This window comes from Ornithinimicrobium sp. F0845, assembly GCF_023015765.1.
GTDB lineage: Bacteria > Actinomycetota > Actinomycetes > Actinomycetales > Dermatophilaceae > Ornithinicoccus.
In genome coordinates, this window is record NZ_JALKAL010000003.1 from 196,256 (window position 1) to 211,063 (window position 14,808).

The window sequence follows — 14,808 nt, forward strand, 5'->3', positions numbered from 1 at the left end:
GCGCTCAGGGACCGGGGATCGAGCTCCAGGACCGCCAGCGCAGCTGGCACCAGCGGGCGACCCCGACGAACGCGCCGGTCACGGCAACCGTGATGAGCGTGGGGCCGAGCCCCTCGGTCCCGACCCACACGCCGGCCACGGTGAGCAGGCCGAGGAAGACCATCACCAGGGCGCTGCAGAACCCGAAGAACCAGAAGTCTGCCCGGGCCCGGGCAGCGATGCGCCGGGTCGAGTGCCGCGCCTCGTGGGCGCGGACGTAGTTCTGCAGGCCGAACGCCCCCCAGATGACGAAGGGGCCGACCAGGGTGGTGCTGAGGCCGACGTTCATCGCCCAGGCCTGGTCGTCGATGTCCGGCCCCGTGCCCGCTTCCGAGACGCCCCGCCAGACGAGCATGGCGACGACCGTCACGGCATACAGCCCGATCAGCACCCAGGTGAGGACCTGCACGCGCCGGTGCAGCGGGCCGCGGGGAACCGCGATGTGCGGGTCGTGGAAGACGTCGACCTGCTCGGTCCGCGCGGGGGCCGGCCCGTCCGGGGCATGGCGCGGTCCGCCCGGGCTGGGTGGGTCGACATGGTGCGTTCCGCCAGTGCCGGATATATCGTCATGGCGCGGTCCGCCCGGGCTGGGTGGGTCGACATGGTGCGTTCCGCCAGTGCCGGATATATCGTCATGGCGCGGTCCGCCCGGGCTGGGTGGGTCGGACAGGTCCTCCTGGTCGTCGGGGAGCTCGCGCCGGGCACGCCAGATGAGCTCGGTGAGGACGTCGCGAAAGGTGCCGGTCGACGCAGCCACCAGGGACAACCCGGCCTCGTTCAACGCATGGGTGTCGCCGCGCGAGACGCCCAGCCCCGAGACCCCCGTCGTGAGCTGCTGCATGAGCCCGACGTCGGCGGGGGAGAGCTCGTGCGCGCGGACCAGCGTGAACACCGGGGCGGTGTCCGGCGACTCCAGCGTCACCCTGGTGACGGGACCGGTCGGCTCCTCCTGCACGGTCAGCGTGAGTCCTGACCCGTCCGGGGTCGCCGGGTGTGTCGGGTCACGGTCGCGGCGGATCTCGGCGACGATCATCGGGACCGCCACGCCACCGGTGCACAGCACGAACCACACCCAGAACGTCGGCCAGTGCACGGCAGGGTCCTGCTCGCGCTCCACGAGCATCCGGGTCAGCATGGTCAGCGCGATCGCCAGGAACGCCATGAGGACAGGCAGCACGACGACCGCGGCGGCGACCGCCAGGGGCTTCGGCAGGCCGGCTCGCCGTGCAGCGTCGGGACGGGTGGTTGGTGGCATCGCGCCCTAGTCTGCCTTGAGCGGTCCGCCCGGTCCGCGTAGCGTGTGCGTCCCGTGTCGCCACAGAGGACGGCATGGTCGTCGACCCGGAGGAGCGCCGTGGAGCCGGTCGTCTATCTGGGTGCCGTGCTCGTGGTCGGTGCCCTCGCGCAGTGGCTCGCGTGGGCCGTCAAGGTTCCCTCGATCCTCGTGCTGCTCATCGTGGGCTTCCTGGGCGGCATCTACGTGAGCCCCGACGAGGTGCTGGGCCGCGACGTGCTGTTCGCCGGGGTCACCCTAGCGGTCGGCATCATCCTGTTCGAGGGGAGCATGAGCCTGCGCGTCGCGCACGTGCGGGACCTGGGACGGCCGGTCCTGCGGCTCTGCACGGTGACGGTCCTCATCGCCTGGGCGCTGATCACAGCGGCCGGCTGGCTGGTCGGGCTGGACCTGCAGCTCGCGCTGTTGGTCGGTGCCATCCTCGTCGTCACCGGCCCCACCGTGATCAACCCGATCCTGCGGCAGCTGCGTCCCACGCGGAGGGTCTCCTCGCTGTTGCGGTGGGAGGGCATCATCGTCGACCCGATCGGGGCCATCCTGGCCCTCCTCGTCTATCACGCGGTGGTCGTCGGCAACCGCGAGGACGCCGTCGGCACCGCCGTCGCGACCCTGTTGATCTCCATCGGGGTCGCGCTCGGCTTCTCGCTCGTGCTCGCGGTGCTCGTCGAGATCGTGATGGTCCGGCACCTGGTCCCCGACTATCTGCACGGCACCCTCTTCATCGCCGTGGCGCTGGGTGGCCTCGTCGGGTCCAACATGATCCAGGAGGAGAGCGGACTGCTCACCGTGACGGTGCTGGGCATCGTGCTCGGCAACCGTCCGACGCTGCACCTGGAGCATGTGAAGGAGTTCTACGAGCACCTGCAGGTGTTCCTCATCGGCATCCTGTTCGTGATCCTGGCCGGACGGGTCAGCCCGACCCAGGTGATCGACATACTGCCCACCTCGCTGGTCTTCGTGGCGATCCTGATCCTGGTGGTCCGCCCGGTGAGCATCTGGCTCGGTCTGGTCGGCACCGAGACCACCCGGCAGGAGCGGGTGCTGCTCTCCGGGATGGCCCCGCGAGGGATCGTCGCGGCCGCGGTGACCAGCATCTTCGCCCTGAAGCTGGAGCATGCGGCCGACTCGGCACAGGGTGATCGGGCTGATGCGCTGGTCGTGCTGGCGCGAGAGGCCGAGGGGATGGTGCCGCTGGTCTTCGTCACGATTGTCGCCACCGTCGCGGTCTACGGTCTGGGGGTCGGCCGTCTCGCGGAGCGGCTCGGGCTGGCGACCACCAACCCGCAGGGCGTGGTCTTCGCCGGGTCGCAGACCTGGGTGCGCCAGGCGGCCGGGGCGCTGGGTGAGCTGGGCGTGCCCACCATCCTGGTGAGTCAGGACAGCGGTGCGCTCCAACGCGCTCGGATGGATGGGGTGCGGACCGAGCGCACCAACATCCTGTCCGACTACGCGCTCCACGACCTTGACCTGGCGGGGATCGGCAGCTTCGTCGCGGCCACTGACGACGACGGCACCAACGGCACGGCCGCCCGCGAGTTCGGGCACACCCTGGGGCGGTCCCACGTCTTCCAGCTGCTCCGGGAGGACGCCTCGCCCTCGACCCACGACCGCAGCTCCAGTGCGCAGCGGCTCTCTGCCCGGGCGCCCTTCCGGCCGGCGCTGACCCACGAGCAGCTGGACGAACGGGTCGACGCGGGCATGGTCGTGCGACGGACGGCGCTGACCGAGTCCTTCACGCTCGAGGACTACCAGGAGCGCAACCCCGAGGCGGTCCTGCTCTTCACCCACGACGGCACCAGGGCTCAGGTGGTCACCGAGGACACCGAGGTGCCCGACTCGGGCGTCACCCTTATCGCGCTGGCGCCCGCCCGCGAGTCGAGACGTCCGGCGGAGGAGTGACCCTGCTCAAGCCCACTGACCCCCTCAGGCCCACTGACCCCTCAGGCCCACTGGCCACGCTGAGTCAGCACCTGCTTGAGCAGGTCTGCCCGGTCGCTCACCAGGCCGTCGACCCCGAGGTCGAGCAGCCGGTTCATCTCGCCCGGGTCGTTGATCGTCCAGACGTGGACGAACTTGCCGGCACTGTGCGCCGCCGCCACCGTGGCCTCCGTGACCACCGGGACCCTGCGGAACCTGACCGGGACCTGCAGGCCGTCGGCATCGCCCATCGCGCGTGCGACCAGCGACCTTCGTGACCGGGCCGCGGCCTGGGTGGCGGCACGGAAACGGGCGGTGGTGATCTGCCCGGCCGTGGTGGCCACCGGGCGGGTCAGGCGACGCAGAGCCTGCCGCCGGCGGGTGTCGGAGAAGGAGGTGACGCAGACCCGGTCGTGCGCCCGGGCGCGCTCGATCACCCGCACCAGGGGGCCGATGGCCGAGGCAGACTTGATGTCGATGTTGAACCGGGCCTGCGGCCAGGTGTGCAGCATGACCTCCAGGCGCGGGATCTCCTCCACGCCGCCGATCCTGGCCTGCGAGACCTGGGCCCACGGCATACTCGTGATGGTGCCGGTGCGGTCCGTGACGCGGTCCAGGCTTTCGTCGTGGAACGCGACCAGGACCCCGTCGGACGTCGCGTGCACGTCGGTCTCGAGATAGCGGAAGCCGAGGTCGATGGCGGACTGGAAGGCGCGCATCGAGTTCTCGAGCCCGTCCCGGTCGAAGCCGCGGTGCGCGAGCGGGATCGGGCCGGGGTGGTCCAGGTAGGCAGTGCGCGTCACGGACCTGACGCTACCCACTCGGTGCGCTCAGTGTGCCTGCGGCCCGACGCGCCATGAGGCTTCGGCGTGCGGAGCTTCCTCAAGAACGGGTGACGGGCGTACGGATCTTCCTCAAGAACGGGTGACGGGCGTACCGAACTTCCCCAGAATGGGTGGGAAGCCTACGGATCTTCCCCAGGAATGGGTCAGATGTCGCGGAAGGTCTGGATGTCCGCACCGAGGTTGTTCAGGCGGGTGGCCAGGTCCTCGTAGCCGCGGTGGATGACATAGACGTTGCGCAGCACCGACTCGCCCGGGGCGGCGAGCATCGCCAGCAGGATCACCACGCCGGGCCGCAGCGCCGGCGGGCACATGATCTCGCCCGCACGCCACTTGGTCGGACCCTCGACCATGACGCGGTGCGGGTCCATCAGGTGCACTTTCGCGCCGAGCGTCGTGAGCTCGGTGAGATAGATGGCGCGGTTCTCATAGACCCAGTCGTGGATCAGGGTCGAGCCCTCGGCGCACGCCGCGATGATCGCGAAGAACGGCAGGTTGTCGATGTTGAGGCCGGGGAACGGGAGCGGATGGATCTTGTCCAGCGGCGCCTTGAGGGGGCCGGGGATGGTCTTGACGTCGACCAGGCGGGTGTGGCCGTTGGCCGAGTGGTACTCCTCGGACAGCTCGTAGCGCAGCCCCATCGTGTCCAGGACGGCGAGCTCGATCTCCATGAACTCGATCGGCACCCGCCGGATGGTGATCTCGCTGCCGGTGACGACACCGGCGGCGAGCAGGCTCATCGCCTCGATCGGGTCCTCGGAGGGGGAGTACTCGATCTCCTGGTTGATATCCCGGACGCCGGTGATGGTCAGCGTCGTGCTCCCCAGCCCCTCGATCGTGACGCCCAGCTGCTGCAGGAAGACGCAGAGGTCCTGGACCATGTAGTTGCTGGAGGCGTTGCGGATCACGGTGGTGCCCGGGTGGCGGGCGGCGGCGAGGAGGACGTTCTCGGTGACGGTGTCGCCGCGCTCGGTGAGCACGATCGGGCGCTCGGGGCGACGGTCGGGGTCGACCGTGACGTGGTAGCTGCCCATCGTCGCGGTGACGTCGAGGCCGAAGTGGCGCAGCGCGATCATGTGCGGCTCCACGGTGCGTGTGCCCAGGTCGCACCCGCCGGCATAGGGCAGCTCGAACTCGTCGAGCTCGTGCATCAACGGGCCGAGGAACATGATGATCGTGCGGGTGCGCCGGGCGGCAGCCTCGTCGATGGAGCCCAGGTCGATCGTCGCGGGCGGCACGATCTCCAGGTCGGAGGAGTCGGGGAGCCAACGGATCTTGTAGCCGATGCTGGTCAGCACCTCGACGATCCGGTTGACCTCCTCGATGCGGGCCAGGTTGCGCAGGGTGGTCTTGCCCTTGTTGAGCAGCGAGGCGCAGAGCAGCGCGACCGCAGCGTTCTTGGAGGTGCGCACATCGATCTCACCCGAGAGCTGCGTGCCTCCGTTGATGCGGAGGTTCTGAGGGAGGGCGCTGCCGACCGAGACGATCTCGGAGTCCAGGCTCTCGCCGATCCTGGCGAGCATCTCGAGGGAGAGGTTCTGTTTGCCCTGCTCGATGCGGGCCACCGCCGATTGACTGGTGCTGAGCAGCGCCGCCAGCTCTGCCTGGGTCAGGTCCTTGTGGCGGCGCGCGTCCCGGATCAGGGCGCCGATGCGGGACAGATAGCTCTCGGTCATGGACCCCACTGTAGATCACATGTGAGATAACGAGACCGACGCGCTCGGGTGGTTCGACCGACGCCCTCAGGTGGTTCGAACGATGCCCTCAGGTGGCCCTCAGCCCTCGTCCGGGGTCGCCTGCAGCGCTTTCACGATCAGTGGGGTGACCAGCTCGCGCTGCCACGGGCGGGCGCCGTAGCCCTCGAGCGCAGCGTCGACACCCTGGGGGTCCAGCTGCTCCGGCGGTGTCCAGAGCACCCGGCGCAGTGTCTCGGGGGTCAGCAGGTTCTCCACCGGCACGGTGACGTGCTCGGACAACTCGGCCATCTGCTCGCGGGCTGCGGCGAGGCGGGCGGCCGCCACCGGGTCACGGTCGGCCCACGCTCGGGCGGGTGGCGGCACATCGCTGCGCCTGGCCAGCTCTGGCAGATCATCCTCGGGGAGTGTCCCGGCGTGCCTGATCGCCTCGAGCCACTGGCGCTGGTAGCGGGCCAGCCCCTGGGTGGCGCGTCGCTGCCGCGAGCGTCCGGCCTCGACGGACCTCTGGGACGACAGTGCGGCCGGGGTGTGCGGCTGGCGCACGGCCAGGTCGATCAGGGTCGCGTCCGGCAGCACGCGGCCCGGCGCCACGTCACGCTGCCGGGCGATCCGGTCCCGGGCCTCCCACAGGGCCTGGACATGGGCCGCGATCCGCCGGTTGCGAACCTTGTGCATCCCGGAGGTGCGGCGCCACGGGTCCTGGCGCGGGGCGTTGCCGGTGAACGCGACCTCGGCCGCGAATTCCTGGGCCGCCCACTCACCCTTGCCCTGGGCGAGCAGGTCGGCTTCCACGGCATCGCGGAGCTCCACGAGGAGCTCGACGTCGAGGGTGGCGTAGAGCAGCCACGGCTCGGGCAGCGGCCGGGTCGACCAGTCCACGGCGGAGTGCTCCTTGGCCAGGCTCACCCCGAGGTAGTGCTCCAGGACCGCGGCCAGCCCCACCTTCGGGCGGCCCGCCAGACGGGCGCCGAGCTCGGTGTCGAACAGGGTGCTCGGTCGCATCCCCACCTCGGCCAGGCAGGGGATGTCCTGGGTGGCCGCGTGCAGCACCCACTCGGTGTCACCCAGCGCGTCGTTGACCGTGCTGAGGTCGGGCAGGGCGATCGGGTCGATCAGGAAGCTGCCCGCCCCCTCGCGCCGAAGCTGGACGAGATAGGCGCGCTGTCCGTAGCGGTAGCCCGAGGCGCGCTCGGCGTCAACAGCAACAGGCCCCGTGCCGGCGGCCAGGGCCGAGACGACCTCGTCCAGCTCCGCCGAGCCGTCCGTGACGGTGGGCACCCCGTCGGCCGGCACCTCGAGCGGCTTGATCGGCTCGGTCGTCTCCTGCTCGCCGGGTGCAGCGTCGGGAGCGGCTGTCGGCTCCGGGTGGTCGCCGTGGGGGTGCTGTGAGGATGTCATCGCTCCGGGACCCTACCGTCGCTGGGGGAGGGCGACGACTCCCTCAGGCAGCGGCGGCAGCCCGGCGATGGTGCACAGCAGGTCGGCCCAGGCCTGGAGGTGGGCGTCGATCTGGCCGCCCTGCGGGCTCCAGGACGCGCGGATCTCCATCTCGACGGTCGGCTCGCGGTCGGAGAGCGCCCCGAAGCTCTCGCTGAGCACGCAGGTCACCGCCCCGGCCTCGGCCCTCCACGTCAGGCCCCGGGACTCCAGCGCGTCGGTCAGCCAGGACCAGCCGACCCGGCCGACGTAGGGGTCGTGGCCGACCTCGGGCTCGACGGTCGCCTTGGCGTAGGTGACCACCCGCCACACGCCCTCCCAGGGCTCGGGGGCAGCCGGGTCGTGCAGCAGCACGAAACGACCGGTCGCGATCGGCTCGTCGTCGGCGTTGCGGCTCGGGATCACCTCTCCAGAGAGGGCGAGTGCCGACGGGGCCAGGCGGGTGGGGGCGGGAACCTCCTCGACCAGGACCTCCGGGCGCAGCACGGCGGCGTGCACGGACGCCAACGCCTTGGCGAAGGTTGTGTCGTCCCGCACGTTCTCACCTCCCGACGACCTGCGCGGCCGGGACTGGATGCGGCTCACCACGTCGATCAGCGTAGGCGCGTCCCCCGACAACACCCCGCAGGCCACGCCGACAGCCCGGAGACGCATGGCAGGATCGGACCTCGTGACCACCCCTGAGCCCCGCGCCACGCCCGAGCACCCCGCAGCCTCCAGTGTCCCGATCGCCGGCACGTCCTCGTATGACGGAGCTCCCGCCGGTGCTGACCCGCGCCAGAGCGCTCTGGTCACCGCGGCGCGGGGCGGGACGGCACGGCACACTCCAGTCTGGTTCATGCGTCAGGCAGGGCGGTCGCTGCCGGAGTACAAGAAGGTGCGCGAGGGCATCCCGATGCTCGAGTCGTGCGTCATGCCGGAGCTGGTCCACGAGATCACCATGCAACCGGTGCGCCGCCACGACGTGGACGCCGCGATCCTGTTCAGCGACATCGTGGTGCCGCTCAAGGCGGTCGGCGTGGACCTCGACATCGTGGCTGGGACCGGCCCGGTCGTCGCCGAGCCCTTCGCGACCCGGGCGGACCTGGACCGGATCCCGGAGCTGACCCCGGAGCACGTGCCCTACATCACCGAGGCCGTCGGTTCCCTCGTCGCCGAGCTCGGCGCGACCCCTCTCATCGGGTTCAGCGGGGCGCCGTTCACGCTGGCCAGCTACCTGGTGGAGGGTGGCCCGTCCAAGAACCACGAGCGCACCAAGGCGCTGATGCACGGTGATCCGGCGCTGTGGAGCGACCTGTGCGCCCGGCTGGCCCAGATCGCGGCCACGTTCCTGCAGGTCCAGATCGAGGCCGGGGCCTCCGCGGTCCAGCTCTTCGACTCCTGGGTCGGGGCGCTCCCGCGGGCGGACTACCTGCGCTTCGTCGAGCCGCACTCCCGCGCCGTGCTCGAGGCCGTGGGGGAGCGGGTGCCGCGCATCCACTTCGGCGTGGGCACCGGCGAGCTGCTGGCCGACATGGCGGCGGCCGGGGCGGACGTCATCGGCGTGGACTACCGCGTCTCCCTCACCGACGCGGTGGCGCGGACCCGCGGGCAGTATGCCGTGCAGGGCAACCTGGACCCCGCCCTCCTGTTCGCCCCGTGGCCGGTCATCGAGGAGCGGGTCCGCGCGATCGTGGCGGAGGGGCGGCAGGCGCCCGGCCACATCTTCAACCTGGGCCACGGCGTGCTGCCGACCACCGACCCGACGGTGCTCACACGCGTGGTGGAGCTGGTCCATTCGCTGGCCTGACCCGCACCGAGTGCGTCGTGTGCACTCCTGGACCCCACCGAGCGCGTCATGGCGCGCTTCTGGACTCCACCCAGCGCAACGGTGCGGGGGCGTCAGTCGAGGCGACGTGCTGAATGTAGGGAACAGGACTTCCCGCACCCCGGGACGCGCGACTCTCCTGGGGACGTGACACTGGTGCGTCCCTTGCACCAGCCCTGCGTTGGTGTGTGTCCCGCACACGTCTCCCGGTACACCACGACGCCCCCGGCCAGGCTGGGACACAACGACATGGGTCAGGCAGTGGGTGGGTTGACCTTGACCACGAGCGGCGGCAGGAACGCCTGGGTCAGCGGACCGATCGAGAGCGCGAAGATCACCGTCCCGACCCCGACGACGCCGCCGAGCAGCCAGCCGACGGCGACGACGGCGATCTCGATGCACGTCCGGATCGCGCGCACGCTGAAGCGGGTGCGGTGCGCCAGGCCGGTCATCAGTCCGTCGCGTGGGCCCGGCCCGAGCTGGGCGCCGATATACATCGCGGTGGCGAAGGCGTTGAGCACGATGCCGGCCACCATCATCAGGATCTGCAGCACGAGCGGCTCCGGTTCACTGAAGAGGGCCAGCCCGATGTCCGCCGAGACGCCGACCCAGATGGCGTTGGCGACCGTCCCCAGCCCCGGCATCTCGCGCAGCGGGATCCACAGCAACAGCACGAAGAGGGCGACGATGATCGCGATCGTGCCGAAGCTGAGCGGCACGTGCGTCGCGACGCCGTAGTGGAAGACGTCCCACGGGATCATCCCCAGTCCGGCCCGGATCAGCATCGCCATCGAGAGCCCGAAGATGGTCAACCCGATGAACAGCTGGACCAGCCGGTGCGGCAGTCGTCCGGCGCGCAGCTGGTCACGCGGGCTCATCCGCTGCAGACCCAGCACCGAGCGCGGCAGATCGGGTTCGACAGGGACGTCCACGGGGACATCATCCGGGACGTGGTCAGTGGTGCTCACACCGGGGCCAACAGTGCCGCGGTGCGCGGTATGCCGGGGACGCACCGGCCCCTCCGGTCGTCTCGACCCGGGTGCTTGTCGGGGCGTGGTGGCCCGAGGTGACCGACCGTCGGTTCCGGCGCTTACGGTAGGGCCATGGCACACCCCATCGGCGCACACGTAGGCCAGACCGACCCGATCGCCGAGGCGCAGGCCCGCGGCGCGGACGCGGTGCAGTTCTTCCTCGGCGACCCGCAGAGCTACAAGGGCCCGGTGGTGGAGTATGCCGACGGGCCGGCTGCCCTGAAGGCCGCTGCGGAGGCGGCTGGCGTGGATCTCTACGTCCACGCGCCCTACCCGATCAACGTCGCCTCCCTGAACAACCGGATCCGCATCCCGGGGCGCAAACTGCTCCAGCAGCACGTGACCGCTGCGGCCGAGATCGGTGCCAAGGGGGTCGTGGTGCACGGCGGGCACCTGGGCGTGGACGAGGACGCCGCGAAGGGCTTCGACAACTGGCGCAAGTGCATCGACGGCCTGGACATGCCGGTGCCCGTGCTCATCGAGAACACCGCCGGCGGCGACAACGCGATGGCACGCAGGCTCGAGGCGCTCGACCGGCTGTGGGAGGCGATCGGCCGGGCCGAGGGCGGCGACACGGTCGGCTTCTGCCTGGACACCTGCCACGCCCATGCCGGCGGCATCGACCTGACCGACGTCGTCGACCGGGTGCGGGGGATCACCGGTCGCATCGACCTCGTGCACGCCAACGACTCGCGCGACGCGTTCGACTCCGGCGCTGACCGCCACACCAACCTGGGGGCCGGCCTGATTGCTGGTGACGCGGTGGCCGACGTGGTCCGCGCCGCGGGCGCCCCGGCCGTCGTGGAGACGCCGGGCGGCGCCGTGGAGCAGGGAGCGGACATCGCCTGGCTCCGGCAGCGCGTCGCCGGGTGAGTGGGCTCAGGCCGGGCGAGCTGCGCGCCGGCGACGCCACCAGAGCACGGGCACCGCGATCAGTGCGGCGACGATCGCGAACGGCAGCAGCGCCCCGAGGGCGGTGAGCACGAAGGTGACGCCACCCAGGAACGACCGCCACCCGTTGTCCAGCCCTGCGAGGAAGCCGGTGCTGGCCTCCTCCGGCTCGGCCACGGGCGCCAGTGGGTCGACCTCGTGGAGGGTGACGGTGATGCTGGACCGCTCGACGTCGGTCTCCAGAGCCTCGGCCACCCCCTTCAGCGCGTCGAGGTCTGCCTCCCGCTGGGCCAGTTCACGTTCGAGGGCGACGATGTCGTCGATGCCGGTCGCGTCCTCCATCAGACCCCGCAGCCGGGTGATGCTCGCCTCCAGGGTCTCGATCCGCGCCGTGGTGTCGGTGTACTGCGTGGTGACGTCCTTGCTGCTCATCGTGCTCCCGGTCACCCGACCGACCGGACCGAGGTTGTCGAGCGTGGCATCCAGGGAGGTGCTGGGGACCGAGACGACGAGCACCGCGTAGCCGTTGTACGTCTCCGGGCCGGCGTCCGGCTCGACCTCCTCGCTGACGACCCAGCCGTCGGCGGCGACCGCTGCGGCTCGCACCTGGGCCGCGGCAGGGCCGACGTCGTCAACCGCGAGGGTCAGGCTGGCGTCGCGGGCGATCATCCGGCCTTCGGGGAGGGCCTGGGCAACCTGCGCCGCCGCCTCGCCATCTTCAGCCATTCCAGCCGCGCCTTCCTCGCCGCCGCCGTCCGTGCCGTCGCCGTCGGAGCCGGCCATGTCCGCGGCGGGCTCGACCGCCATGTCGGCCCCCTCGTCGTCGGAGCTGGTCGAGCAGCCGGAGACCAGGGCCAGGGTCAGGACGAGCACGCCGGTGGCGGCGGACAGCCGGGCTCGGAAGCTGGTGCGGAGGGCCATCCTCGGACTCCTTCGTGAGGGACACGCGGGGGGGTACGCCGACGGTTGCCGGGCACGCACCTGTGACCCCTGATCCTGCCGACTCGTTCCGGCGCGTGGGTCACGATCGGGCAACTCTTCGGACGTGATTGGGTAACACTCGTGCGGTATCTCGTGATCGGCGGCGGCATCAGTGGTCTGGCAGCGGCGTGGGAGCTCGTCCAGCACGTCCCGGGCAGCGAGGTGACGGTGCTCGACGCCGCCGACCGCCCCGGTGGCAAGCTGCGCGGCGAGACCGTCGGCGGGGTCACCGTCGACGTCGGGGCCGAGTCGGTGCTCGCGCGTCGGCCTGAGGCCGTCGACCTGATCGGCGAGGTCGGGCTGGGGGGCCGGATGGTCCACCCCACCGGCGCCTCGGCCGCCATCTGGAGCCGCGGAGGACTGCACCCCATCCCGCGCCGGACCGTGGTCGGGGTGCCCGCCGACCCGGACGACCTGGGAACCCTGCTGACGCCTGAGGAAGTGGCGCGGATCCGGGCGGAGGTCCCCGCGCCGCTCGCCGCCCGGGACATGGCTCTGGGTGAGCTCGTCGCCGCCCGCCTCGGGGACGCCGTCGTGGACCGTCTGGTCGAGCCGCTGCTCGGCGGGGTCTACGCCGGTCACGCCCGTGAGATCTCCGCCGCCGCAGCCGCACCGGCACTGCTGGCGGCAGCCCGGGCGGGGGAGTCCCTCGTGGCGACGGCCGACCGGGCGGTGCCCGCGCCGGCCCCAGGCAGCACCCGGCCCCCGGTCTTCGCCGGGATCGACGGCGGCCTCCATCAGCTGCCGTCGGCCCTGGCCGAACGCTTACGGGAGCGGAGGGTCACGGTCCGGGGCGGCACCATCGTCCGGGAGCTGCACCGCGCTGCCGGGGCCTGGCGCATGGTCAGCGGCCCGGTGCCGAGCCCCGAGGTGCACGAGGCCGACCGGTTGATCCTGGCCCTTCCGCCGGCCCCGGCGGCACGACTGCTCCGCGACGTGGCGCCGGTGGCGTCCGCCGCGCTCGGCACGGTCGAGACCGCCTCGATGGCGGTGCTGACCTACGCCCTCCCGGCTGACCAGCTGCCGGACCTGCCCGGTTCGGGCTTCCTCGTCCCGCCACGGGACGGCCGCTTCATCAAGGCGGCGACGTTCAGCGCCGTCAAGTGGGACTGGGTGCGGACACACGGCAGGGGCGCCGGCCCGGACGGCCAGGACGTCGTGCTCCTCCGAGCCTCCGTCGGGCGGCACCGCGAGGAGGCCTCGCTGCAGCACCCCGACCCGGTGCTCCTGGACCGCGCGCTGGCGGATCTGGCGCTGGCCCTGGGCACCCCGCTGCCGCGGCCCGTGGCCCGGCACGTCCAGCGCTGGGGCGGGGGACTGCCGCAGTATGCCGTGGGCCACCTCGACCTGGTCGCCACGGTCCGCGAGGGGGTCGCCGAGCATCCGGGACTGGCCGTGGCCGGCGCCACCTACGACGGAGTGGGCATCCCCGCGTGCATCGCGAGCGGTCGCGGGGCGGCGCGCCAGGTGCTCGCCACGTGACCCCCACCAGGTAGTCGCCGCCTGACCCGCCCCACCCAGCTCTCCACCATCTGAGCGGGCCCACCAGACTGGCGTCACGGCATACCCCGGGGGTTGCCGGACTCGTCCCACGGGGAGAATGGGGGCATGACCGAGCACCCGCAGGCCCCTGCCAGCCCCCACCCAGCCGCCGACGACCCCCAGGCCGGCCTGGACACCGAGCGGATCAACAGTGAGCTCCGCTACGTCATGTACTCGGTGTTCCGCACGGTCGGGCCGATCGGCGACGACCGGGACGACCTGGCGCACGAGCTGCAGGTGCTGCTGTCCGGCATCGAGGACGAGGGCGTCGTCGTCCGCGGGCTGTATGACGTGTCGGGCCTGCGTGCGGACGCGGACTTCCTGGTCTGGTGGCACGCGGAGTCGGTCGAGCTGCTGCAGTCGGCCTACCAGCGGCTGCGGCGGACCGAGCTCGGGCTGCAGCTGGAGCCGGTCTGGAGCAACGTGGGACTCCACCGCCCGGCAGAGTTCAACCGCGGGCACATCCCGGCGTTCCTGGCCGGCGAGGAGCCGGGGGCCTACGTCTGCGTCTACCCGTTCGTGCGGTCCTACGACTGGTACGTCCTGCCGCAGGAGGAGCGCAGCGCGATGCTGCGCGAGCACGGCATGGCGGCCCGGGACTACAAGGACGTGCGCGCCAACACGATCGCCAGCTTCGCCCTCGGGGACTACGAGTGGCTGCTGGCGTTCGAGGCCGACGAGCTGCACCGGATCGTTGACCTCATGCGTGAGCTGCGCGCCGTCGACGCGCGCAGGCACGTGCGCGAGGAGATCCCGTTCTTCACCGGCCCGCGCGTCGATGTCGCCCAGCTGGTCGCGTCCCTGCCCTGAGGCGGGATCTCAGAAGTTCCTGACGCGGGACCTCAGAAGTTGCCGCCCACGCTGGTGGACTTCGCGCCGAGGTCGGCGGCCGCCGCAGGCTTGGTCGCGGCCGGCGTGAGGGTCATGGCGATGGAGTTCATGCAGTAGCGCTGGTCGGTCGGGGTGTCGTAGCCCTCGCCCTCGAAGACGTGACCGAGGTGCGACCCGCAGTTGGCGCAGCGGACCTCGGTGCGGGTCCGGCCCAGGGACTTGTCCTCGAGGTACTCGACGCGGTCCTCGGCCAGCGGGGCGTAGAACGACGGCCACCCGCAGTGGCTCTCGAACTTGGTCTCGCTGCGGAAGAGCTCGGCGCCGCAGGCACGGCAGGAGTAGACGCCCTCGGTGGTGGTGTCGGTGAACTCACCGACGAACGGACGCTCCGTACCCGCCTGGCGGAGGACGGCATACTCCTCCGGGGTCAGCTGCTCGCGCCACTCCTGGTCGGTCTTGGTGACGGCGTAGGTCTGGTTCTCGCTCATAGTTCACCCAC

Annotated in this window: 13 protein-coding genes; 5 read left to right on the forward strand and 8 right to left on the reverse strand. The window is 71.4% G+C overall.

What is annotated here, in order from left to right; translation table 11 throughout:
- Positions 1–4: 4 nt before the first annotated feature.
- A complete protein-coding gene (locus MWU75_RS06860) occupies positions 5–1,294 on the reverse strand; it encodes a hypothetical protein (RefSeq protein WP_247089093.1) in 1,290 nt (429 codons plus the stop codon).
- A 99-nt stretch (positions 1,295–1,393) separates the two neighbouring features.
- Between MWU75_RS06860 and MWU75_RS06865 the strand changes: the two genes are divergently transcribed.
- Positions 1,394–3,232: a sodium:proton antiporter gene (locus MWU75_RS06865; protein WP_247089095.1), complete on the forward strand. Its 1,839-nt coding sequence runs from the start codon at positions 1,394–1,396 to the stop codon at positions 3,230–3,232.
- Between the two features lie 41 nt (positions 3,233–3,273).
- Here the strand turns inward: MWU75_RS06865 and MWU75_RS06870 are convergent, their stop codons facing one another.
- The 4 genes from MWU75_RS06870 to MWU75_RS06885 all read right to left on the reverse strand — a co-directional run bounded on the left by MWU75_RS06870 (position 3,274) and on the right by MWU75_RS06885 (position 7,763).
- On the reverse strand, positions 3,274–4,053 hold the full coding sequence (locus tag MWU75_RS06870; protein ID WP_247089097.1) for a glycerophosphodiester phosphodiesterase: 780 nt from the start codon (positions 4,051–4,053) through the stop codon (positions 3,274–3,276).
- A 185-nt stretch (positions 4,054–4,238) separates the two neighbouring features.
- A complete protein-coding gene (locus MWU75_RS06875) occupies positions 4,239–5,768 on the reverse strand; it encodes a UDP-N-acetylglucosamine 1-carboxyvinyltransferase (protein ID WP_247089100.1) in 1,530 nt (509 codons plus the stop codon).
- 99 nt (positions 5,769–5,867) lie between these two features.
- Positions 5,868–7,187 carry an HRDC domain-containing protein gene (locus MWU75_RS06880; RefSeq protein ID WP_247089103.1) on the reverse strand — a complete coding sequence of 440 codons (1,320 nt, stop codon included), beginning with the start codon at positions 7,185–7,187 and terminating at the stop codon, positions 5,868–5,870.
- A gap of 12 nt (positions 7,188–7,199) precedes the next feature.
- Entirely contained in the window at positions 7,200–7,763 is a 564-nt protein-coding gene (locus tag MWU75_RS06885; protein WP_247089105.1) for a DUF3000 domain-containing protein, read from the reverse strand.
- 250 nt (positions 7,764–8,013) lie between these two features.
- On the opposite strand from MWU75_RS06885, the gene hemE reads away from it, so the two are divergent.
- Positions 8,014–9,015 (forward strand): uroporphyrinogen decarboxylase, encoded by a 1,002-nt coding sequence (gene hemE, locus MWU75_RS06890; protein WP_281496963.1) that lies wholly within the window; start codon positions 8,014–8,016, stop codon positions 9,013–9,015.
- A 272-nt stretch (positions 9,016–9,287) separates the two neighbouring features.
- On the opposite strand, the gene MWU75_RS06895 is transcribed toward hemE, so the two are convergent.
- Complete coding sequence (locus MWU75_RS06895; RefSeq protein ID WP_247089106.1) at positions 9,288–9,965, reverse strand: hypothetical protein; 678 nt, start codon at positions 9,963–9,965, stop codon at positions 9,288–9,290.
- A gap of 171 nt (positions 9,966–10,136) precedes the next feature.
- Between MWU75_RS06895 and MWU75_RS06900 the strand changes: the two genes are divergently transcribed.
- Complete coding sequence (locus MWU75_RS06900; protein WP_247089108.1) at positions 10,137–10,937, forward strand: deoxyribonuclease IV; 801 nt, start codon at positions 10,137–10,139, stop codon at positions 10,935–10,937.
- Positions 10,938–10,943: 6 nt separating this feature from the next.
- Here the strand turns inward: MWU75_RS06900 and MWU75_RS06905 are convergent, their stop codons facing one another.
- Positions 10,944–11,876, reverse strand: a complete 933-nt coding sequence (locus MWU75_RS06905; RefSeq protein ID WP_247089110.1) for a DUF4349 domain-containing protein — start codon at positions 11,874–11,876, stop codon at positions 10,944–10,946.
- 141 nt (positions 11,877–12,017) lie between these two features.
- Here MWU75_RS06905 and hemG point away from each other — a divergent pair, with 141 nt between their 5' ends.
- Both hemG and hemQ read left to right on the forward strand, forming a co-directional pair.
- Positions 12,018–13,418: a protoporphyrinogen oxidase gene (hemG, locus tag MWU75_RS06910; RefSeq protein ID WP_247089111.1), complete on the forward strand. Its 1,401-nt coding sequence runs from the start codon at positions 12,018–12,020 to the stop codon at positions 13,416–13,418.
- 126 nt (positions 13,419–13,544) lie between these two features.
- Positions 13,545–14,288, forward strand: coding sequence for a hydrogen peroxide-dependent heme synthase (hemQ, locus tag MWU75_RS06915; protein WP_348647746.1), 744 nt, complete (start codon positions 13,545–13,547; stop codon positions 14,286–14,288).
- Positions 14,289–14,320: 32 nt separating this feature from the next.
- On the opposite strand, the gene msrB is transcribed toward hemQ, so the two are convergent.
- A complete protein-coding gene (gene msrB / locus MWU75_RS06920) occupies positions 14,321–14,797 on the reverse strand; it encodes a peptide-methionine (R)-S-oxide reductase MsrB (protein ID WP_247089112.1) in 477 nt (158 codons plus the stop codon).
- Positions 14,798–14,808 lie beyond the last annotated feature (11 nt).

What these genes read in the sequence shown, in the direction of transcription:
- MWU75_RS06860 (WP_247089093.1), bottom strand. Translation starts at nt 1,294, where the DNA reads ATGCCACCAACCACCCGTCCCGACGCTGCACGGCGAGCCGGCCTGCCG.
- MWU75_RS06875 (WP_247089100.1), bottom strand. Translation starts at nt 5,768, where the DNA reads ATGACCGAGAGCTATCTGTCCCGCATCGGCGCCCTGATCCGGGACGCG.
- MWU75_RS06900 (WP_247089108.1), top strand. Translation starts at nt 10,137, where the DNA reads ATGGCACACCCCATCGGCGCACACGTAGGCCAGACCGACCCGATCGCC.
- hemQ (WP_348647746.1), top strand. Translation starts at nt 13,545, where the DNA reads ATGACCGAGCACCCGCAGGCCCCTGCCAGCCCCCACCCAGCCGCCGAC.
- MWU75_RS06905 (WP_247089110.1), bottom strand. Translation starts at nt 11,876, where the DNA reads ATGGCCCTCCGCACCAGCTTCCGAGCCCGGCTGTCCGCCGCCACCGGC.
- MWU75_RS06880 (WP_247089103.1), bottom strand. Translation starts at nt 7,187, where the DNA reads ATGACATCCTCACAGCACCCCCACGGCGACCACCCGGAGCCGACAGCC.
- msrB (WP_247089112.1), bottom strand. Translation starts at nt 14,797, where the DNA reads ATGAGCGAGAACCAGACCTACGCCGTCACCAAGACCGACCAGGAGTGG.